Origin of the sequence: Micrococcus sp. KRD026 (genome assembly GCF_017168445.1) — a bacterium.
In the GTDB taxonomy this organism is placed as follows: Bacteria; Actinomycetota; Actinomycetes; order Actinomycetales; family Micrococcaceae; genus Micrococcus; species Micrococcus luteus.
The window spans coordinates 1,542-21,679 of sequence record NZ_JABFBA010000026.1; the positions used below are offsets into that span (position 1 = coordinate 1,542).

The 20,138-nt window shown below is 75.2% G+C and carries 19 protein-coding genes; 5 read left to right on the forward strand and 14 right to left on the reverse strand.

Annotated features, from left to right (window positions below; translation table 11 throughout):
- On the forward strand, positions 1-540 hold a 540-nt coding region (locus J1M40_RS09425), incomplete at its 5' end, for a hypothetical protein (RefSeq protein ID WP_206450734.1).
- A gap of 6 nt (positions 541-546) precedes the next feature.
- Here J1M40_RS09425 and J1M40_RS09430 read toward each other — a convergent pair.
- The 3 genes from J1M40_RS09430 to J1M40_RS09440 all read right to left on the reverse strand — a co-directional run bounded on the left by J1M40_RS09430 (position 547) and on the right by J1M40_RS09440 (position 2,428).
- The gene (locus J1M40_RS09430; protein ID WP_206450735.1) at positions 547-816 is read right to left on the reverse strand and encodes a glutaredoxin family protein; all 270 of its coding nucleotides are present in this window, start codon (positions 814-816) and stop codon (positions 547-549) included.
- A gap of 96 nt (positions 817-912) precedes the next feature.
- Positions 913-1,011: an AURKAIP1/COX24 domain-containing protein gene (locus tag J1M40_RS09435; RefSeq protein WP_005504750.1), complete on the reverse strand. Its 99-nt coding sequence runs from the start codon at positions 1,009-1,011 to the stop codon at positions 913-915.
- A gap of 163 nt (positions 1,012-1,174) precedes the next feature.
- Complete coding sequence (locus J1M40_RS09440; RefSeq protein WP_063189786.1) at positions 1,175-2,428, reverse strand: acetoin utilization protein AcuC; 1,254 nt, start codon at positions 2,426-2,428, stop codon at positions 1,175-1,177.
- 136 nt (positions 2,429-2,564) lie between these two features.
- Here J1M40_RS09440 and J1M40_RS09445 point away from each other — a divergent pair, with 136 nt between their 5' ends.
- A complete protein-coding gene (locus J1M40_RS09445) occupies positions 2,565-4,040 on the forward strand; it encodes a TrkH family potassium uptake protein (RefSeq protein ID WP_145950855.1) in 1,476 nt (491 codons plus the stop codon).
- Entirely contained in the window at positions 4,033-4,710 is a 678-nt protein-coding gene (locus J1M40_RS09450) for a TrkA family potassium uptake protein (RefSeq protein WP_145950854.1), read from the forward strand. Before J1M40_RS09445 ends, J1M40_RS09450 begins: the two co-directional genes overlap by 8 nt.
- A gap of 15 nt (positions 4,711-4,725) precedes the next feature.
- Here the strand turns inward: J1M40_RS09450 and proC are convergent, their stop codons facing one another.
- The 6 genes from proC to J1M40_RS09480 all read right to left on the reverse strand — a co-directional run bounded on the left by proC (position 4,726) and on the right by J1M40_RS09480 (position 13,032).
- Positions 4,726-5,556, reverse strand: a complete 831-nt coding sequence (proC, locus tag J1M40_RS09455) for a pyrroline-5-carboxylate reductase (RefSeq protein WP_145950853.1) — start codon at positions 5,554-5,556, stop codon at positions 4,726-4,728.
- Positions 5,553-6,437, reverse strand: coding sequence for a sugar phosphate isomerase/epimerase (locus J1M40_RS09460; RefSeq protein ID WP_049147923.1), 885 nt, complete (start codon positions 6,435-6,437; stop codon positions 5,553-5,555). The genes proC and J1M40_RS09460 overlap by 4 nt, the downstream gene beginning before the upstream one ends.
- A 2-nt stretch (positions 6,438-6,439) precedes the next feature.
- Positions 6,440-7,462, reverse strand: coding sequence for an exopolyphosphatase (locus J1M40_RS09465; protein WP_036341216.1), 1,023 nt, complete (start codon positions 7,460-7,462; stop codon positions 6,440-6,442).
- 5 nt (positions 7,463-7,467) lie between these two features.
- A complete protein-coding gene (gene topA, locus J1M40_RS09470) occupies positions 7,468-10,302 on the reverse strand; it encodes a type I DNA topoisomerase (RefSeq protein ID WP_061867164.1) in 2,835 nt (944 codons plus the stop codon).
- A 142-nt stretch (positions 10,303-10,444) separates the two neighbouring features.
- Positions 10,445-12,106 (reverse strand): methyltransferase, encoded by a 1,662-nt coding sequence (locus J1M40_RS09475; protein WP_206450736.1) that lies wholly within the window; start codon positions 12,104-12,106, stop codon positions 10,445-10,447.
- The gene (locus tag J1M40_RS09480; RefSeq protein ID WP_098094471.1) at positions 12,103-13,032 is read right to left on the reverse strand and encodes a rhodanese-related sulfurtransferase; all 930 of its coding nucleotides are present in this window, start codon (positions 13,030-13,032) and stop codon (positions 12,103-12,105) included. Before J1M40_RS09480 ends, J1M40_RS09475 begins: the two co-directional genes overlap by 4 nt.
- Before the next feature lie 93 nt (positions 13,033-13,125).
- Between J1M40_RS09480 and J1M40_RS09485 the strand changes: the two genes are divergently transcribed.
- Entirely contained in the window at positions 13,126-13,899 is a 774-nt protein-coding gene (locus J1M40_RS09485) for a GNAT family N-acetyltransferase (protein WP_020626505.1), read from the forward strand.
- On the forward strand, positions 13,896-16,496 hold the full coding sequence (locus tag J1M40_RS09490) for a Zn-binding domain-containing protein (RefSeq protein WP_206450737.1): 2,601 nt from the start codon (positions 13,896-13,898) through the stop codon (positions 16,494-16,496). The genes J1M40_RS09485 and J1M40_RS09490 overlap by 4 nt, the downstream gene beginning before the upstream one ends.
- Here the strand turns inward: J1M40_RS09490 and J1M40_RS09495 are convergent.
- The 5 genes from J1M40_RS09495 to J1M40_RS09515 all read right to left on the reverse strand — a co-directional run.
- Positions 16,412-16,855, reverse strand: coding sequence for an Rv3654c family TadE-like protein (locus J1M40_RS09495; RefSeq protein ID WP_101967385.1), 444 nt, complete (start codon positions 16,853-16,855; stop codon positions 16,412-16,414). The genes J1M40_RS09490 and J1M40_RS09495 overlap by 85 nt on opposite strands.
- Complete coding sequence (locus tag J1M40_RS09500; RefSeq protein WP_101967384.1) at positions 16,852-17,304, reverse strand: TadE family type IV pilus minor pilin; 453 nt, start codon at positions 17,302-17,304, stop codon at positions 16,852-16,854. The genes J1M40_RS09495 and J1M40_RS09500 overlap by 4 nt, the downstream gene beginning before the upstream one ends.
- Complete coding sequence (locus J1M40_RS09505) at positions 17,297-17,530, reverse strand: DUF4244 domain-containing protein (protein ID WP_044658881.1); 234 nt, start codon at positions 17,528-17,530, stop codon at positions 17,297-17,299. Before J1M40_RS09505 ends, J1M40_RS09500 begins: the two co-directional genes overlap by 8 nt.
- 176 nt (positions 17,531-17,706) lie before the next feature.
- On the reverse strand, positions 17,707-18,744 hold the full coding sequence (locus J1M40_RS09510; RefSeq protein WP_141844185.1) for a type II secretion system F family protein: 1,038 nt from the start codon (positions 18,742-18,744) through the stop codon (positions 17,707-17,709).
- 104 nt (positions 18,745-18,848) lie between these two features.
- The coding region (locus J1M40_RS09515) for a CpaF family protein (RefSeq protein ID WP_206450738.1) at positions 18,849-20,138 on the reverse strand (1,290 nt) is incomplete at its 5' end.

Consider the following 20,138-nt stretch of genomic DNA (forward strand, 5'->3'; position numbering starts at 1 on the left):
CCCCACGGCCCCGCCGGCTGGCAGTCTCCCGGCCCGGTCGAGCTGCCCCCGCGGCCGCGCTCCCTGACGGCCGCGTTCTGGCTGATCGTCTCGGGCGGCCTCCTGCTGCTGGCGACGACCCTGCTGGCGGCCTTCGCCATCACCCAGCCGGAGGGCCAGGTCGCGATCCAGCAGGAGCTGGACCGGTCCGTCGAACAGATGAATCTGCCCGCCGACCAGGCGGAGCAGATGCGCACCATGATGGACGGGATGCTCCCGGCCCTCGCCACGACGGCGGCCGTGTTCGGCGTGCTCGCGTTCCTCGTCTACCTGTGGGTGGCGTTCGCGATCCGCGGCGGCTCGCGCGCCGCGCGCATCGTCGGAACGGTGCTGGCGTCCCTGTCCGTGCTGGTGCTGGTCTCCAACGCCGTGATGGGGGCGTTCAGCCCGCTGGACCTCGTGTGGGTGGGCCTCGGCGTCGCCGGCATCGTGCTCGCCTACCGCCCGGACGCCACGGAGTACATGCGGCTGAAGACCTGGCAGCGCTTCGCGCGCCGCTGAGCCCGCTCAGGCCCGCGGGGCGTCCAGGAGCCGGCCCAGGCGGGCCGGGTCCACGCGCCAGAAGTCGCGCTGGACGCCGTCCACGAAGAGCACGGGCACCTCGTCCACGAAGCGCTCGAGCAGGTCCGGGTGCGCGGCCCCGTCCACGGCCTCCCAGGCCTCGCCCCGCGCGTCGCACACCTGCACCACCGTGGCCTCGGCCTCGGCGCACAGGTGACAGCCGGGCTTCACGAGCAGCTGGACGCGGGCGGTGGCGGCGGGCAGGTCGACGGTCATGGCCCCCACTCTACGGATCGCCGTCCACGACGAAGCCGCCGTCCCCCCGGAAGGGGACGGCGGCTTCGTCTCGTCAGCGCCCGGAGGGCGCGGGCGTCACTTCTTGTTGCGACGCTGGTGACGGGTCTTGCGAAGCAGCTTGCGGTGCTTCTTCTTCGACATGCGCTTGCGGCGCTTCTTGATCACAGATCCCATGGGGACTCCTTGAATCGGGGCGAGGGTCGGCGGTCGTGGGACCGCAGGCATCCGGGGCGCCGGACACGCCGACCCGCATTCCACCGGATGTGGAACGCCTGGAAACGTTCTCGGCCACAATACCGGCCGCACGGGCCCCGGTCGAACCGGGACGGGGACCGGCTCAGTCGAACCAGGGGTCGAGCCCGTGCAGCGGGAACACCTCGCGGCGCGTGGCCATGATCGACTGGTCCACCGGGTCGGCCGGGTCGTAGCCCACCTCCCACGAGCGCCACCACACGTCCGCGTCCTCGCCCATCACGGTGGGGATCCGCTCGGCGTCGTCCCCCTCGTGCACGGACATGTCCCCGGTCAGCTCGTCCGCGGTGAGGGCCCGGACGTGCTCGATCCAGGCGGCGGGGATCTCGCTCCTCACGGGGATCGGGGTCTGCAGGACGGCGGCGGTCAGGTGGGCCCACGCGCGCGGCACCACCCGCAGCGGGTTGTAGCCGCCGCCCCCGGTGGCCAGCCACCGGCCGTACGCGAACCGGTCGGCCCAGTCGCCGACGTCGAATGCGAGCTGGCGCTGGCCGTCCACGCTCAGCCGCAGGTCGGCGAGCGGGTCCGTGAGGTGGCCGTCGCAGCCGTGCTGGCTGACCAGCACGTCCGGGGCGAACGCCTCCAGCAGGGGCGGGACCACGGCGTGGGCGGCGCGCAGGAAGCCGGCGTCACCGGTGCGCGGGGGCAGCGCGACGTTCACCGCCGTGCCCTGGGCGGCCGAGCCGCCGATCTCGTTGGCGAAGCCCGTGCCCGGGAACAGGCTGATGCCCGTCTCGTGCAGGGAGATGGTGAGCACGCGGGGGTCGTCGTAGAAGATCGACTGCGTGCCGTCGCCGTGGTGCGCGTCCACGTCGACGTAGGCCACGCGCTCCGCGCCGAGGTCCAGCAGGCGCTGGATGGCCACGGCGCAGTCGTTGTAGATGCAGAACCCGGACGCCGAGGACCGGGCGGCGTGGTGCATGCCGCCGGCGAAGTTCACGGCGCGGTCCACCTCGCCGGACCAGATCGCCTCCGCGGCGACGAGGGAGCCGCCCGCGATCCGGGCGGCGGACTCGTGCAGGTCCGGGAACACGGGACAGTCCTCGGTGCCCAGGCCGAAGCGGCCGTCCTCGGCCGACGACGTCGCCGCGGCCCGGCGGACGGCGGCGACGTACTCGGGGTCGTGGACGAGGGCGAGCTGCTCGTCCGTGGCCACGGGCGGCTCCACGATCCGCACGTGGGGCGCGTCCAGCAGGCCGAACGCCTCCACGAGCCGGTGCGTGAGATCCAGCCGCAGGGGCGCCATCGGGTGCTCCGCGCTGAACCGGTAGCGGAGCAGGCTGGAGTCCCACACCACAGCAGCGGGGGTGGGAGCGGGAGGGGTGGACGTGGTGCTCATCACGGTCCAGCCTAGGGCTCCGGGCGGCACGGTGGCGACGATCGCCTCGGATGTCTCGCCCGCGTGACGCGCGGGCCACGGCGCGCGCGATACTGGGAGCCGGTCCGTTTCCCGTCCCCCGTGCAGGAGGTGCCCCGTGGCAGGTCCCCGTCCGACTCCGCACGCCCGCCGACACGGCGGGGTGCGCCGGCCCGGCGGCCTCCCCCGGCCCGGCCAGGCCTCCACGCTGGAGTCCTCGACCGACCTGCGCACGGTGCTGCGGCGCTCGGGCCGCGCCGTCAGCTCGGTGGTGGGCGGCTCCCCGGCCCGCGCCGCCCTCTCCGCCTTCGCCCTCATGGCCCTGGTGTTCACCGGGCTCCTCGCCCTGCCGTGGGCCGCGGCGGACGGCCACGCCACCCCCCTGCACGACGCCATGTTCACCGCGGTCTCCGCCTTCTCCGTGACCGGTCTGACCACCGTCAACACGGCCGCGCACTGGTCCCCCGCGGGCCAGGTGATCATCCTCGTGGCCATCCAGATCGGCGGCCTGGGCATCCTCTCGATTGCCTCGCTGCTCACGCTGGCCGTCTCCCGGCATCTGGGCCTGAGGTCGAAGCTGGCGACGCAGCAGGCGGGCATGACCTCCGGCAGTCTCGGCGAGGTCGGCCAGCTGCTGCGCGTCGTCGTCGTGACGGTGCTGACCGCCGAGGCCGCGCTGGCGCTCGTCCTCGTGCCGCGGTTCGCGGCCATCTCCGGCTCGTGGCTCACCGGCCTGTGGCACGGGGTCTTCTACTCGGTCAGCGCCTTCAACAACGCGGGGTTCACCCTGCACGTGGACGGCCTGCCGGAGATCATGCACGACCCGGTGATCATCACGGTGCTCGGCGTCGGTGTGTTCCTCGGCGCGCTCGGCTTCCCCGTGGTCATGGTGCTGCTGGAGAAGGGGTGGCGATTCCGGGAGTGGAACCTGCACACCAAGCTCACGGTCGAGGTGACGCTGGCGCTGCTGGTGCTCGGCGCCGTCGCCCTCTTCTTCTTCGAGGCGGGCAACCCGGCGACCCAGGCCGGGATGGGCTTCTGGCAGCGGGTCGGGCACTCGCTCTTCGGTTCCGTGATGACCCGCTCCGGCGGCTTCGCGATCGACGACACGAACGCGCACCGGCCCGAGTCCCTGCTGCTCATGGACGCGCTGATGTTCGTGGGCGGCGGGTCCGCCTCCACCGCGGGCGGCATCAAGGTGACCACGCTGGCGATCATGTTCCTCGCGATCGTGGCGGAGGCGCGCGGCGACCGCGAGGTGACGGCGCACGGCCGCACGATCGCCCCCGAGTCCCTGCGCGTGGCCATCGCGGTGCTCGCCCTCGGTGCCACCCTCGTGCTCGTGGCCACTCTGGCGCTGGTGCACATCACCGACGAGTCCCTCCAGCGGCCCCTGTTCGAGGTGATCTCCGCGTTCGGCACGTGCGGGCTCTCCGTGGGCGTCTCCGCGGAGAGCCCACCGACCGGCAAGTACGTCCTGACGGCCATGATGTTCGCGGGCCGCGTTGGTACGATCACGTTCGCCGCCGCCCTGGCCCTGCGCCAGCGGCGCGTGCTCTACCGCTTCCCCGTCGAGAGGCCGATCATTGGCTGACGCCCCGCAGCGCACCGATCCCAACGCCCCCGTGCTCGTCGTGGGGCTGGGCCGCTTCGGCGCCGCCACGGCCGAGGAGCTCGTCGCCCAGGGCCGCGAGGTGCTCGCCGTCGAGCGGGACCCCGTCCTCGTGCAGCGCTTCGCCCCCTCGCTCACCCACGTGGTGGAGGCGGACGCCACCGACCCCGAGGCCCTGCGCCAGCTTGGCGCGCAGGACTTCGCGACGGCGGTGGTCGGCGTGGGCACCTCCATCGAGGCATCGGTGCTGATCACCGTGAACCTCGTGGACCTGGAGATCCCCCACATCTGGGTGAAGGCGATCAGCGAGGCGCACGGCACGATCCTCAAGCGGATCGGGGCGAACCACGTGATCTTCCCCGAGCACGACGCCGGCGTGCGCGCCGCCCACCTCGTGAACGGGCGCATGCTCGACTTCATCGAGTTCGACGACGACTTCGCGATCGTGAAGATGTACCCGCCGGCCGAGTGCGTGGGCTTCACGCTCGCCGAGTCCCACGTGCGATCCAAGTACGGCGTGACCGTGGTGGGCGTGAAGACCCCGGGCGAGGACTTCACCTACGCCCAGCCGGACACCCGGGTGGGCCCGCGCGACACCCTCATCGTCTCGGGCCACACCGACCTCATCGACCGGTTCGCGGCCCGGCCCTGAGGCACGCCGGAACCGTCAGGCCCCGAACTCCTCGGCCATTTCCTTGTCGCGCTGCGCGGCCGCGTCCATGGCACGGTTCACGAGGTCGTCCATGCCGCCGTCCAGGAACGCCTCCACGGCCTTCTCGGTGGTGCCGTTCGGGCTCATCACGGCCTTGCGCAGAGCCTCGGCCCTGGCCCCCTCCTGCTGGAGCATGATACCGGCGCCCTTGACGGTGGCCGCGGCCATGGCCTCGGCGGAGGCGGCGTCCAGTCCCATCTCGGCGCCGTGGGCGGCGATCAGCTCGGCCAGCAGGAACACGTAGGCCGGGGCGGAGCCGGCGGTGGCCACCACGGCGGAGAGCTGCTCCTCGGCCACCGGCACCACCAGGCCGGAGCCCTCGAAGAGGGCGCGCACGGCGGCGGTCTGCTCCTCGGTGACGCCCGGCCCGGGGGCCATGCCGACGACGCCGGAGCCCACCGTCAGGGGCGTGTTCGGCATGGTCCGCACGATCGGCTGCCCCGCCGGCAGCACGGCGGCCATGGTGGCGGAGGTGACGCCGGCTGCCACGGACACCACCACGGTCTCGGGGCGCAGCGACGGCGCCAGGTCCGTGAGGGTGGCGACCATGTCCTTCGGCTTCACGCCCACCAGGACGATGTCCGCCTCGGCGACCGCGGCATGGTTGGCGCGTTCGTCCCGCTCCTGGGAGGTCACGGTGACGCCGTGCTGCGCGGCGGCCTTCTCGGCGGAGGCGGCGGAGCGGGTGGTGGCGGTGACGTCCTCGGCGCGCACGGCGCCGGCGTCGAGGGCTCCGGCGAGGATGGCCCCGGTCATGGTGCCCAGGCCCAGGATGGTCAGCTTCATGGTCGGTCCGTCTCCTTCGTGGTCGGGCGCGGGGCGTCGTCGTGGTGGTGGTCGGTCCCGCCGGCGGCCAGGTGATCGCGCGCGAAGGCGAGCGAGGCGGCGAGCATCTCCTCCCGCTGGCCCGCGTACTCCACGCCGCGCGTGCCCACCTCCACGCACACCGTGCCGGCCAGGCCCGCGGTCGCCAGGTGGCGCAGGGTCTCGGCCACGCGCTGCGTGCCCTCGCCGGGGGCCAGGTGGTCGTCCTTGCCGGAGTCGTTGCCGTCGGTGAGGTGGACGTGCCGCAGCCGCGGGCCGAGCTCGCGGACGGCCGCCAGGGAGTCCGCCCGCGCGATGGCCGCGTGGGAGAAGTCCCAGCAGATGTGCTCGTACGGCTCGGGCAGCGGGTTCCAGTGCGGCAGGTACATCTTGGCCTCGCGGCCGTAGGCCCGCCACGGGTACATGTTCTCCACGGCGATCACGACGCCGGTCTCCGCCATGAGCTCGTGGATGCCCTCGGCGAAGCGCACCGCGTACGTGCCCTGCCAGCGGAACGGCGGATGGGCCACCACGGTGGCCGCGCCCACGGCCTGCGCCAGCTCCACGGAGCGGCGGATCTTGGACCACGCGGAGCCCCAGACCTGCTGCGTGAACAGCAGGGTGGGCGCGTGGATGGAGTCGATGGGCATCCCGTGCCGCTCGGACAGCCGCGTCAGCCGCCGCGCGTCCTGGCTCCACGCGTTGTGCGTGACCATGACCTCCACGCCGTCGTAGCCGAGGTCCTCGGCGGTGGCGAACACGTCCTGGGTGCCCAGGGGGAACACGGACGAGGAGGACAGGGTCACGGGGATGTCCGCTCCGAAGCGCGCCGCGGGGGCCAGGTGCGCGGTGGAGTCCGGCATGGTCAGCGCACCCCCAGGCTCAGTCCCGGCAGGAGGGTGTCCGGGTTGAGGTTCACGTGGCCGACGCCGGGCCGGCCGTCCCGGGTGAGGTGGCCCTCGAGCATGAGCGCGTCGAGGCGGTTGAGGATCAGGCCCTCGCGCAGCGCCCACGGGCAGATCTCGAGCTGGGCGATGCCGAACGTGCGCATGGCCGTCAGCGCGACGATCGCCCCCGCGAACACCTGGTGCGCGCGCACGTCCGAGACGCCGGGCAGCTCCGCCCGCTCCGCGACGGTCATCGCCGCGAGGCGGTTCACCCACAGGTGCAGGTCGTCCGCGCGCAGGTGCCGCTTCACGAAGGGGCCCGCCGCCGACGGCGCCGCCCCGGTGATCCGGGCGAGGGAGCGGAACGTCTTCGAGGTGGCGGTGACCACCACGGGCGACTCGATGCGCGGGAAGGCCGTATACGCCTCCTCGAGTCGCTTCTCCACGTGCTTGCGGAGCTTCTTCACCGCCTTGGGGCTGGGCGGGTCCTCGAGCACCCAGTCGCGGGTGAGGCGGCCGGCGCCCAGCGGCAGGGACAGGGCGTGCGAGGGCAGCTCGTCCTGGCCGTAGGCGATCTCGAAGGAGCCGCCGCCGATGTCGAAGTTCAGGATGGAGCCGGCGCCCCAGCCCTGCCAGCGGCGCACGGCGAAGTACGTCATGGCCGACTCCTGGTCCCCCGTGAGCTCGGAGAGGTGCACACCGGTCTCGGCCTGCACGCGGGCCAGCACGGCGGCGCCGTTCGCGGACTCGCGGATCGCCGAGGTGCAGAACGAGATCATGTCCTCCGCCCGATGCTCCTCCGCGAACGCGGCGGCCTCACGGACGAAGTCCACGAGCTCCCGCTGTCCCTCCTCCGTGATCGCCCCGTCGGCGTCCTGGTAGCGGATCAGCGGAAGGGAGCGCTTGTGCTCCGCGTAGGCGACGGGGCGGGCCCCCGGGTGGGCGTCCACGAGCAGCAGGTGGACGGTGTTGGACCCGATGTCCAGGACGCCGAGGCGCATGGCGCTCAGGCCTTCTTCCGCGCGGTGGTCTTCTTGGCCGGGGCCTTGCGGGCCGCCGGCTTCTTGGCACCGCCGCGGGTGGCCGGGCCCTTGGCACGCTTGTCCGCGAGCAGCTGGTAGGCCTCCTCCGCCGTGAGCTCCTCGGGCTGACGGCCGCGCGGGACGGTGATGTTGGTGACCCCGTCCGTGACGTACGGGCCGAAGCGGCCCTCCTTCACGGTGACCTTCTTGCCGGAGACCGGGTCCTCGCCGAACTCGGCCAGCGGCGGCTTGGCGGCCCCGCGGCCACGCTGCTTCGGCTGGGCGTAGATCTCGAGGGCCTGCTCCTGCGTGATGCTGAAGATCTGGTCCTCGGACTCGAGCGAGCGCGAGTCCGAGCCCTTCTTCAGGTAGGGCCCGAAGCGGCCGTTCTGGGCGGTGATGACCTCGCCCTCGGCGTCCGCGCCCACGACGCGCGGCAGGGACATCAGCTGCAGCGCCTGCTCGAGGGTCACGGTGTCCACGGACATGCTCGTGAAGAGGGAGCCGGTGCGGGGCTTCTCCTTGGCCGGCTTCTTCTTCGGCTTGGGCTTGCCGTTCTTGTAGTACTCGGTGGGCTGGGCGTCGAGCCAGGCCTGCAGCTCCTCCTCGGTCATCTCCGGGATGACCTCGGTGACGTAGGGCCCGTAGCGCCCGTCCCTGGCGACGACGGTCCGGCCCGTCTCCGGGTCCGTGCCGAGCTCGCGCTCGGAGGGCTGGGCGGTGGCGAACAGCTCCTCGGCCTTGGCCGGGGTGAGCTCGTCCGGGGCCAGGTCCTCGGGGACGTTGGCGCGCGGCGGGGTGGCGCCCGCCTCCGCGTCGGCCGGCAGCGACCGCTCCAGGTACGGGCCGTACTGGCCCACCCGCAGGGTGATGTCCTCGGTGATCGGCAGCGAGTTCACGGCTCGCGCGTCGATCTCGCCGAGGTTGTCCACCACGTGCTTGAGGCCCTCGACGCCCTTCTCCGTCTCCGCGGCGGGGGCCCCGAAGTAGAAGGTCTGCAGCCAGGCCTCGCGGCCGAGCTCGCCCGCGGCGATCCGGTCGAGGTCGTCCTCCATGCGGGCCGTGAAGTCGTAGTCCACGTACTTCGCGAAGTAGTCCTCGAGCAGTCCGATCACCGCGAACGCGGTCCACGACGGGACGAGCGCGGTGCCGCGCTTGGACACGTAACCGCGGTCCATGATCGTGGAGATCGTCGGGGCGTACGTGGAGGGCCGCCCGATCTCGCGGCGCTCCAGCTCGGCGACGATCGACGCCTCGGTGTAGCGGGCCGGCGGGGAGGTCTCGTGCCCGGTGGCCTCGATCGGGTCACCGGTGAGGCGCTCGCCCTGGGCCACCTGCGGCAGGCGGCGGTCCTTGGCCTCCGCGTTCTCGCCGTCGACCTCGGCGTCCCGGCCCTCCTCGTACGCGTCGAGGAAGCCCTTGAACGTGATGACGGTGCCCGAGGCGCTGAACTGCGCGAGGCGGCCGTCCTGCGCGGTGGCCGAGAGCCGCAGCGTGGCGGTGTAGCCCTTGGCATCGGCCATCTGCGAGGCCACGGTGCGCTTCCAGATCAGCTCGTACAGGCGGAACTCGTCCGGGCGCAGCTCGGCCTTGACCTGGGCCGGGGTCCGGAAGGAGTCCCCCGCGGGCCGGATGGCCTCGTGGGCCTCCTGCGCGGTCTCGTTGCGCTTGGCGTAGACGCGCGGCTGGGCCGGCACGGCGTCCGCCCCGTAGAGCTCGGTGGCCTGGCGCCGGGCGGCCTGCACGGCTTCCTGCGAGAGGTTCACCGAGTCCGTGCGCATGTACGTGATGTAGCCGTTCTCGTACAGGCGCTGGGCCACCTGCATGGAGACGCGGGAGCTCATGCGGAGCTTGCGGGCGGCCTCCTGTTGCAGCGTGGAGGTGGTGAAGGGGGCGGCCGGGCGGCGGGTGTACGGCTTGTCCTCCACCGAGTCGACCGTGAAGTCCGCCCCGCGCAGACCCTCGGCCAGCGAGCGGGCGCCGGCCTCGTCCAGGTGGGTCACCTTCTTGCCGGCGGAGGCCTTGAGCCGCCCGGCGTCGTCGAAGTCGCGGCCCGTGGCCACGCGCTCGCCGTCCACCGTGCTGAGGCGGGCCGTGAACGAGCTGCCCACGGCGTCCGCGGCCTGCGCGCCCTCGGCCACCGTGAAGGTGCCCTCCACGCCCCAGTAGTGGGCGGAGACGAAGGCCATGCGCTCCCGCTCGCGCTCGACGACGAGGCGGGTGGCCACCGACTGCACGCGGCCCGCCGAGAGCCCGCGGGAGACCTTGCGCCACAGCACCGGCGAGAGCTCGTAGCCGAACAGGCGGTCGAGGATGCGGCGCGTCTCCTGGGCGTCCACGAGGGCCGTGTCCAGCTCGCGGATGTTCTCCAGGCCTCGGCGCACGCCCTCCTGGGTGATCTCCCCGAAGGTCATCCGGTACACCGGCACCGTGGGCTTGAGGGTGTCCAGCAGGTGCCAGGCGATGGCCTCGCCCTCCCGGTCCGCATCCGTGGCGAGGTAGAGGGCCTCGGCGTCCTTGAGCTCGCGCTTGAGCTCCGCGACCTTCTTCTTCTTGTCCGGGTGCACCACGTAGTACGGGGTGAAGCCGTGCTCCGTGTCCACGGCGAACTTCCCGAACGGGCCCTTCTTCATGTCCGCCGGCAGGTCCGAGGGCTTGGGCAGGTCGCGGATGTGCCCCACGGAGGAGTCCACCACCCAGCCGGAGCCCACCGCGTTGAGGTACTTCGCGATGGACTTGCTCTTGGCCGGGGACTCCACGATGACCAGCTTCTTGCCCTCGGGCACGGGAGCGGTCACGGAAGCGGATGACGTGGACAAGGGGGTCCTCCTCGGACGGGGAAGGCGGTGGTTCCGGGCCGGTGCGCGGTGCACGCCGGCGTCGGGCGGACGTCCCCACATCGTAGGGGGCGCGGTGCCCACGATAACGCCCGGCGTCCCCGCGCCCGCCACCGCCCGATCGTCAGCCCTCCACCAGGAACCCGTCCTCGTACAGCTCCCGCAGCGCGGCCAGCAGGCCGGCCCGCCCGACGTCGTCCAGCTCCAGCAGCGCGGCGACCGCGCCCACCAGCTGCCCCACGGACAGCTCACCGTCGGAGGCGGACAGCACGCCCGCCGTCGCGGTGTCCAGGCGCGCCACGCGCCGGAACCCGGAGCCCTGCCGGGCCAGGATCACCTCGGGGTGCTCTGCCCCGAACCGCTGGTGGCGCTCCTCCGTGACGTCCGCGGCCACGCGCAGGTGCAGGCCGCGCAGCGCGGCCAGGGCCGGGTCCCCGACGGCGTCCCCCGCCCCGGCGCCGGCGGTGAGCCGGTCCCGGCGGGCGACGGCGGCGGCCCACGCGGTGCCGAGGGCCTCGTCGACCGGCTGGGTCAGCTCCTCGGCGACCACCCACGCCCGGCCCTGGGAGCCGTCCGCGGCGGGCCGACGCAGCCACACGTGGCCGAAGCCCACGCCCGCGACCCCGCGCGCGGCGAAGTCGTCCAGGTACCCGCGGTAGGCGGCCTCGTAGGCGGGCGGGTCGAGCTCGAGCGAGGAGTCCTGCAGCCACGTCTCCGCGTAGCCCGCGGGGTCCTGCCGGTCGCGCTGGAGCAACCAGGCCTGCATCCCCGGCGCCACCCACGAACGCGGGCGCGCGTCCCACGGTGCGGTGTCGGCGTCGGCGGTGTCACCCGCCGGGATCTCCCAGTTGGCGAGCAGCTGCGCGGTGCCGCCCTCGGCGAGCACGTCCGGCAGGGCCGCGATCAGCTCCGCGACGATCCGGTCGCCCTCGCGGCCGCCGTCGCGGTAGGTCAGCACGGGCGCGTCCGGGTCCGTGCGCGGGGTGATCACGAACGGCGGGTTCGAGACCACGAGGTCGAACCGCTCCCCCGCCACCGGCGCCAGCAGATCGCCGGCCGCCAGCCGGACCCGGTCCTCGAGCCGCTCCCGGTCGAGGCCGAGCACGTCCGCGTTGAGCAGCAGGTTGAACCGGGTGAACGCCAGGGCGCGCTCGGAGAGGTCCGTGGCGGTGACGTGGTCGGCGTGGGCGAGCAGGTGCAGGGTCTGGATCCCGCAGCCCACCCCCACGTCGAGGGCGCGGGCCACGGGACGGCGCTGGGTGGCGCCGGCGAGTGTGAGGGAGGCCCGACCGACGCCGAGCACGTGCTCGGGAGGCAGCGGGCCGCGCCGCTGCTGGGCCGTCAGGTCCGAGGCGATCCACATCCGGCCCGGCTCGTCCGCCTCGTACGGCGAGAGGTCCACCGCGCCGCGCACGCGCCCGTCCGGCCCTTCCACGACGAGCCCGGCCGCCACGGCCCCGGCCAGGCCGAGGCTGGGCAGCGCGGCGTCGAGGTCGGCGGCGGGGACGGGGTCGCCGAGCAGCCAGGCCCCGACGGCGGCGGCGAGGCCCCGCGTGCCGTGCCGGTCGCCGGGGCCGGCTGCGTCGTCGTGCCGGCCGGGGCCCGCCAGGTGACCGGCGACGACGCGGCGGGCGGCCTCGGCGTGCTCGCGGTCCAGGGCGAGCGTGGCCACGGGTCCGAGCAGCCCCTCGACGGCGGCGGTGGTGAACGGCAGGGCCGCCAGGTCCGCGGCGAGGGCCACGGCCGTGGCCGGGGTCAGCCGCGGGGCGGGGGGCGACGGGCTCATGCCTCGGTCCTCTCGGCGGGGTGGGGGCGGTGGGCGCAGACAGGACAGCGGTGCTCGGGGTCGTCGGCGGCGCAGGCCGCACAGCGGACCTCGAGCGTGGTGCAGGCCGGGTCGGCGCAGTTGCGCAGCGCCGAGGTCGGTGCCTCGCACGTGACGCACCGGCCGATGGTCTCGGCGTCGGCGGTGAAGCGGGTGGACAGGCGTCGGTCGAACACGGCCAGCTCGCCCCGCCACAGTCCGGCGTCGCCACGGGCCTCGCCGTAGCGGACGATGCCGCCGTCGAGCTGGTAGACCTCGGCGAAGCCGCGGTCCTTGAGCAGGGCCGAGAGGACCTCGCAGCGCACGCCGCCCGTGCAGTAGGTGATCAGCGGCGCGTCCTTGACGTGGTCCAGGGCCCCGGAGTCGACGGCGGCGAGCAGGTCGCGGGTGGTGTGCGCGTCCGGGACCACGGCCCCGTCGAAGCGGCCGATGGCCGCCTCCACCGTGTTGCGGCCGTCGAGGAAGCGCACGGGGTTCGCGGTGCCGGCCCGCTCGGCGACGAGCGCGTCCACCTGGGCGGGGGTGAGCCGCTCCCCCGTGCCGACGACGCCGTCCGCGTCCACGGTGATGCGCTCGGGGGCCCCGAACGCGACGAGCTCGGGCTTGACCTTGACGGAGAGGCGGGGGAAGTCCGCCGCCGAGCCGCCCGACCACTTCACCTCGAGGTCCCGGAACGCCGGATGCTCCCGCGTGCCGCGCACGTAGCGCTTGACCGCGTCGACCGGTCCGCCGACGGTCCCGTTGATCCCCTGCGGCGACACGATGATCCGGCCGGTCAGGCCGAGGGACGCCGCGAGCGCGCGCTGCCACAGCCGCACCGCCTCGGGGTCGGCGAGCGGGGTGAACCGGTAGTACAGCGCGATGCGGGAGAGGGCGGCGGTGCTCATCGAGGTCCAGGCTAGTGCGCGGCCCCGGACGTGACGGCCGTGAGGGACGGGCGGGGCCTGGCCCGCACCGGCCTCACGCCTTACCCTTCAGACATGACTGAGCATCTGGATCCGGCACTGGTCGACATCTGGTTCGCGGCCTGGTCGCGATCGCGCGGCTACCGCACGAGCCAGGAGGCGGGGCGACGCGCGGCCCTGCGCACCCCCCGCCCCGCCCACATGATCCCCGGCGGCTCCGGTCGCGCCACGGTGGACGTGCCGGCCACGTGGGAGCACGTGGTGGTGAACCCCTCCCGCGCGGAGCTGGAGGACCTGCGCGAGGCGGTGCGGGACCAGGAGCAGATCCTGCTCACCGTGTTCGGCGACGCCGGCGAGGACCCCAAGGCCATGGGTCTGAAGGCCCAGGCCGAGCCGGAGCGCTTCATGACCATGGACATGGACCCCGAGCTGCAGGACGTGGAGCCCCCGCTGCTGCCCGAGGGCTATGAGGCCCGCGTGGACCAGCCGATGGAGGGCAGCCGTCGCCTGCGCATCCTGGCCGTCGGCGCCTCGACCGCGCCCGAGGGCGAGGAGGAGCTCGCCGCCCTCGGCTGGGTCACCGAGGAGGACGGCACCGCCGTCTACGACCGGATCTGGACGTCCCCGAACCACCGTCGCCGCGGCCTCGGCTCCCTCGTGATGCGCTACCTCACCTCCGAGGTCATGAGCGAGGGTGAGATCAGCCGCGGCCTGCTCGTCGCCTCCCCGGACGGCCAGAAGCTGTACCGCCACCTGGCCTGGACCGACCTCGGCCCCGTGTCCATCTGGGGTCGCGGCCTGGCCGAGGACAACCCCACCGCCGAGCACACCGGCACCATGGGGGCGTGACCGGCCACCTGCCGGAGCACGATCCCTGGGCGGATCCCGCGGGCGGCTGGGGGCCGCCCGGCACGGCGGACGCCGCGCCGCCCGTCGACGACGCCGCCCCGGACTCCTCCGGACCGGAGCCGCAGCCCGTCGGTGAGGTGGTGGCCGACGTCGTGGCCGGGCTGTCCGTCACGGCACCCGGCGACCTGCGCCCGGACACCCCGGCGGGGGCCGGACTCCGTGCGGCGCTGGGTCGGACCGGGTTGCCCGAGCAGATCCGCCACGTCACCGAGCTGCCCGCACGGCAGGCCCGGCACACGGACTGGCCCGCGGACGCTCCGGAGGGCCTGGTCAGGGCGTTCGCGGCGCGCGGCGTCGAGCGGCCGTGGCTGCACCAGGTGCGGGCCGCGGCCCTGGCCGGCGCGGGTACGCACACCGTGCTCGCCACGGGCACGGCGTCGGGCAAGTCGTTGGGCTACCAGCTGGCGGTCGGCACCCGGCTGGCCGCCGACCCCCGGGCCACCGCACTCTACCTCGCCCCCACCAAGGCCCTCGCGGCGGACCAGCTGACCTCCTGGCGCGCCCTCGAGCGGGACGGCGCCCCGGGGCTGCGCGCGGCCCCCTACGACGGCGACACCGCACCGCAGGACCGGATCTGGGCCCGCGAGCACGCCAGCGTGCTCATGACCAACCCGGACATGCTCCACGTGGGGATCCTGCCGCACCACGAGCGGTGGGCCGCGTTCTTCCGGAACCTGGCGTTCGTGGTGGTGGACGAGTCGCACACCTACCGGGGCGTCTTCGGCTCGCAGGTGGGCATCCTGCTGCGCCGGCTGCGGCGCATCGCCGCCCACTACCGCGGGGACCGGCCGGAGACCGTGTTCATCGGGGCGTCGGCGACGTCGGCGGATCCGGCCGGGCACTTCGCCCGGCTGATCGGGGCGCCGGCCACGGCCGTCACCGAGGACGCGTCCCCGCACGGGTCGGTCACGGTGGCATTCTGGGAGCCGGAGCTGACGGACCGCCGGGGCGAGAACGGCGCGCCCGTCCGCCGCTCGGCCATGGCCGCCGCCGCCGACCTGGTCACCGACCTGGCCCTGCAGCAGGTCCGCACGCTGGCGTTCATCCGCTCGCGGCGCGGGGCCGAGGCCATCGCGAGCGCGGCCAAGCGGCAGCTCGAGGAGGTCGAGCCGGGGCTCGGCACCCGGATCGCGGCCTACCGCTCGGGCTACCTGCCCGAGGAGCGGCGGGAGCTGGAGGCGGACCTGCGCTCGGGTCGGCTGCTGGGCATGGCCTCGACGCCGGCGCTGGAGATGGGCATCGACGTCGCGGGGCTGGACGCCGTGGTGGTGGCCGGCTGGCCGGGCACCCGAGCGTCGTTCTTCCAGCAGATCGGCCGCGCCGGGCGCGGCGGCCAGGACGCGCTCGCGTTCTTCGTGGCCTCGGACGACCCCCTGGACACGTTCGTGGTGGACCACCCGGAGGCCGTGTTCGACCTGGGCGTGGAGGACACCGTGGTGGACCCGGAGAACCCACACCTGCTCGGCCCGCAGCTGTGCGCGGCCGCCGCGGAGCTGCCGATCACGCCCGAGGCGTTCGGCTGGTTCGGGGAGCCGGAGCGCGTGCGCGCCCTGTTGGACGTGCTGGTCGAGCAGGGGCTGCTGCGCCGTCGGCCGGCCGGCTGGTTCTGGACGCACCCCGAGCACGCCGCCGGCATGGTCTCCCTGCGGGACGACGGCGGCGGCCCCATGGACATCATCGACGCCGAGTCCGGCGCCCTGCTGGGCACGATGGACTCGCCCCAGACCCACTACCAGGCGCATTCCGGCGCGGTGTACGTGCACCAGGACCGCACGTACCTCGTGGAGGAGCTGGACGAGGACGCGCACGCGGTGGTCGTCACACGCGCCTGGCCGGACTTCACCACGCAGGCCCGGGACGTCACGGAGATCGAGATCGTGGCGGTGCACCGCCGCCTGGACGCGCGCGAGGGCACCCTGCGCTGGTGCCTCGGGGACGTGCAGGTCCGCACCCAGGTGGTGTCCTTCCAGCGCAAGGCCCTGGTCTCCGGGGAGGTGCTCGGCGAGGAGCCCCTCGACCTGCCGGCACGGGACCTGTTCACCTCCGCGGTGTGGTTCCAGGCGGCCTCGGACGAGCTCATCGCCGCGGGGCTGACCACGGATCGCCTGCCCGGCGCCCTGCACGCGGCCGAGCACGCGATGATCGGCATGATGCCGCTCGTCGCCTCGAACGACCGCTGGGACATCGGCGGCGTCTCGATGGTCCTGCACCCGGACACCGGCTCCCCCGCCGTGTTCGTCTACGACGGCCGGCCCGGCGGGGCGGGCTTCGCCGAGCGCGGCTTCGAGCAGGCGCGTCGCTGGGTCGAGGCGACGGCGGGGGCCATCGCGGCGTGCGAGTGCGCGGAGGGCTGCCCGTCCTGTGTGCAGTCCCCCAAGTGCGGCAACCGCAACAGCCCACTGGACAAGGCCGGTGCGCTGACCGTCCTGCGGTTCCTGATGGACCACGCCGATCACCTCGTCCCGGCGGACGCCTCGACCGACGGCTCGGGCGGCGCCTCCTCCGGCGGGGCCACGGACGCGGCGCCCGGGGCCTGAAACCGCGGCGGGCCCGCGACGGCGTCGGCCGTGGCCGCCGGCAGCGGGGCGCGGGTGAGCTCGACCGCGACGCGCACGGTCCCGTCCTCGCGCACCTCGCACGCCACGACGGCGGCCCCGTTGCGTTCGGCGGTCCGCCCGGCCAGCGCGCACGGCTCGTGGTCGGAGAGCCCGCGCCGGGCGTCGGAGGCGGCGAGCGCCGCCAGATCGGCGGCCCCGGCCACCCGGGCGCCGGTGACCGAGGCCTGCCCCAGCGCCGCGACCGCCAGCAGCAGCCCCGCCCCCAGGGCGGCGGTGCCCAGGACGGACACGGTGCCCGAGCCGCGTTCGCCCCGCGCGGGCGCCCTCCCGCGGGTCATGACCGGTCCTCCGGCGAAGCGGCGGGCGTTCCGGGCCGCTGGTCGGGGGCGGCGGCGTGCGCGGTGAGGGTGAGGGCCTCGGCCCAGGCGAGCGGCCCGGGGCCGGGCTGGACGACCTCGACGGTCACCCAGCCGCCCTCGACGGTGTGCGAGAGCGAGGCGTCGTCGCCGGCCATGCGTGCCACGGCGTCTCGGGCCACCGCCTCGTCGTCGCCCCGGGCGAGGATGCGGGCGGCCGACGCCGCCGCGTCCTGACCCCGCACCCGCTGCACCGCGGCGGCGCCGGCCAGCAGGACGGATACGAGCACGAATGCGATCACGGGCAGCAGCACCGCGTACTCGGCGGTGACGGCCCCGGTCTCGCCGCCCCGGAGCGCCCGGGGCCGCCCCGCCGTCCGGGCGCCCGTGCGGCGCGCGGACGGCGGGGCGGAGGTCGGGTGCTCAGTCACGCTGGAGCGCCCCGGTGACGAGGTCCACGAGCAGCGACTGCACGTCCGGGCTGGTGAGCACGACGGCCAGCACACCCGCGAAGCCCACGGCGGCGAGGGTGAGGATGCCGTACTCGGCCGTGATCGCGCCGGTCTCCTCGCCCGCAGCGTCGACGACGCGGGCGAGGCGGTCGCGGTCGCTGGGGCGGGTGACGGCGGGCTGGGCGGTGTGGGAGCGGTGGGTCATGGTGGTCCTCCTGGAGTGGGCCCCGCGGTGCGGGGCGGTGGTGACGGCCCGGCCGGGCCGCTGGTCCCAGGCTGGCCCGCTCCGGGGCCCGCGCGCCGGGGGCGATGCGGATCCGGGGATGGGCCGGGGCGATCGGGGCCCTGTGCAGGACCGGACGCCCCGGCGTCGCCACGGCCTCAGCCCGGTCCCGCCCCGAGCAGGGCCATGACGACGGGCACCACGCCCCAGCACACGAAGGCGGGCAGCAGGCACAGCCCCAGCGGCATCACCAGGCGCACGGCGAGCTCCTCGGCCGCCCGTTCGTCGGCCCGCCGGGTCTGCTGACGGACGGCGGCGGCAGTCTCGGCCAGCGTGCGGGCGCCGGCCATCCCGGACCGGTGCAGCGGTCGCAGTCGGGCGGCGGTCTCGATCCACACCGGGTCCGTGTCGAGGCCCGCCCACGCCTCGTCCCAGTCCCGGCCCCAGAGCAGCAGCGCCGCCGTGGCCCGCAGGCCGCGGGCGCCCGGCAGGGTCCGGCCGAGGTCGTCCAGCGCGGCGGGCAGGGATCGGCCGGCGCTGAGCAGCGCCGCCAGCACGTCCAGCACGACGGCGGCGCCCACGGCCGCCGGCTCGCGCGCGGCCGAACGCAGCAGCAGGCGCGTCCAGGACCGCCCGGCCAGCCAGAACAGCAGCCCCACCGCGGCGACCACGGCGCCGACGGGCGAGCGGACCAGGTCCCACGGGGAGGTGCCGAGCAGCCACGCGAGGCCGAGGCCGCCCAGGGGCAGCCACTGCAGCAGTCGGGACGTCGCGCCCGGCCCCGCCGCGGCCGAGCGGCGGGCCCGGGCCGCGTCCACGTCCGCCTCGAGGCTGTGGGCCAACCGCCGGGCCACGGCTGCGGGAGCCGCGCCCGCCCGGGCCCCGGCCGCGAGCGCCGCATCGATCAGCGCCCAGCCCGGGTCCCGTGCGGGGGTCCGCCAGGACGGGGTCCCGCCGCGGCGCGCCGCCTCCCGGTGCAGGGTGGCGTCATGAGCCATCGCGTCCCCCGCCTCCACATCCCAGGCCAGCGCCTCGGCCCGGCGTCGGGCGCGGTGATGGGCACAGCATGCGGCACCCGCCTCGCCCGGACCCGACCCGCAGGCGGGCAGGGTGCACGCGGTCTCCCGCCAGGCCTGCTCCTCGGTCAGGCCGGCCGCGACGAGGGCGGCCCAGCGGCGCAGCGCGCCGACGAGCACCTCCGTCTCCTCCTCCGGCCTCGCCCGCCCCGCCCGCCAGGGCAGCAGCGGCTCGGCACGCCCAGCGCGCGACCGTCGTGTCTGCCCTGCCGCCGTCGTCGTGCTCACCGGCCGCTCCGCCCCGCCAGCCGGGCCGCGAGCGCGGGCACGCCGGGTCCCTCGACGGTCCGCCCGCCCGTCGCCTCCGTCCCGGGCCGCCACGTGAGGGCGGGCAGCAGGACGAACCCGTCGGCGCGCGGGTCCGGGACGGCGAGCTCCACGGGGTGCCGCCCGTGGCCGTCGCGGGCGATGTGCAGCACGGCGTCCACGCCGGCGCGGGCCTGCGCGGCCACCGTCTCGGGCCGCCAGCCGGCCAGGGAGGCCATGGCCGTCAGCCGGGCGGGCACCTCGGCGGCGGCGTTGGCGTGCAGGGTGCCCCACGCGCCCTGGTGTCCCGTGTTCAGGGCGGTGAGGACGTCGGCCACCTCGGCGCCGCGGCACTCGCCGACCACGAGCCGGTCCGGCCGCATCCGCAGCGCGTGGCGGACGAGCTCGGCCAGTCCGACCTCGCCGGCGCCCTCCGCGTTGGCGGCGCGGCACTGCAGGGCGACCACGTGCGGGTGATCGGGCGCGGCCTCGGCCGTGTCCTCCACGACGACGATCCGTTCGTCCCCCGGCACCCGGCCGAGGGCCGCGGAGAGCAGCGTGGTCTTGCCCGCCCCGGTCGCGCCGCTGACCAGGACGGTGGCGCGGTCGCGCACGAGCGCCTCGAGGGCGTCGGCCCAGAGGGCACCGTCCGGCCAGCCGTCGGCCAGCGCGGCCAGCGACGGCGTCGCCGCGGCCGGGATCCGCAGGCTCAGCAGGGTGCCGCCGCCACTGACCGGGGGCAGGACCGCGTGGACGCGCACGCCGCCCACGCGGGCGTCGGCCAGCGGCACCGCCGCGTCGAGGCGGCGGCCGGCCCGGTGCAGCAGCCGCACCGCGAGCGCCCGGGCGGTCGCGGGGTCGAGCCGATCGGGGCGGCGGACGAGGCCCCCGTCCCCGTCGGTCCACACCGCGCCCGCGCCGTCCACGAGCACGTCGGTCACGCCCGGGGTGCGCACCCAGGGTGCGAGCGGGCCGAAGCCGTCGAGCTCATCGACCAGCGCCGCCACGCGCGGGTCGTCGATCGGCGCGTCGAGGGCCTCGGCGATCAGCGGGGCCAGCGGCGGCTCCGCCCCGTCCGCGGCCGAGGCACGGGCCTCGGCCACGCGTCGGCGCACGACGGCGGCGTCCAGCCCGTCGGGGCCCGCTGCGGGTGCGGCGAGCGGCGGCGCGGCGACCTGCGTGCGTTCCGGCTCGGCCGGGCCGGTGCGGGGCCACGGGAACCGCCGGCCGCCCTCGGGCGGGGCGGGGCGGCGTCGTCGGCCCCGGGG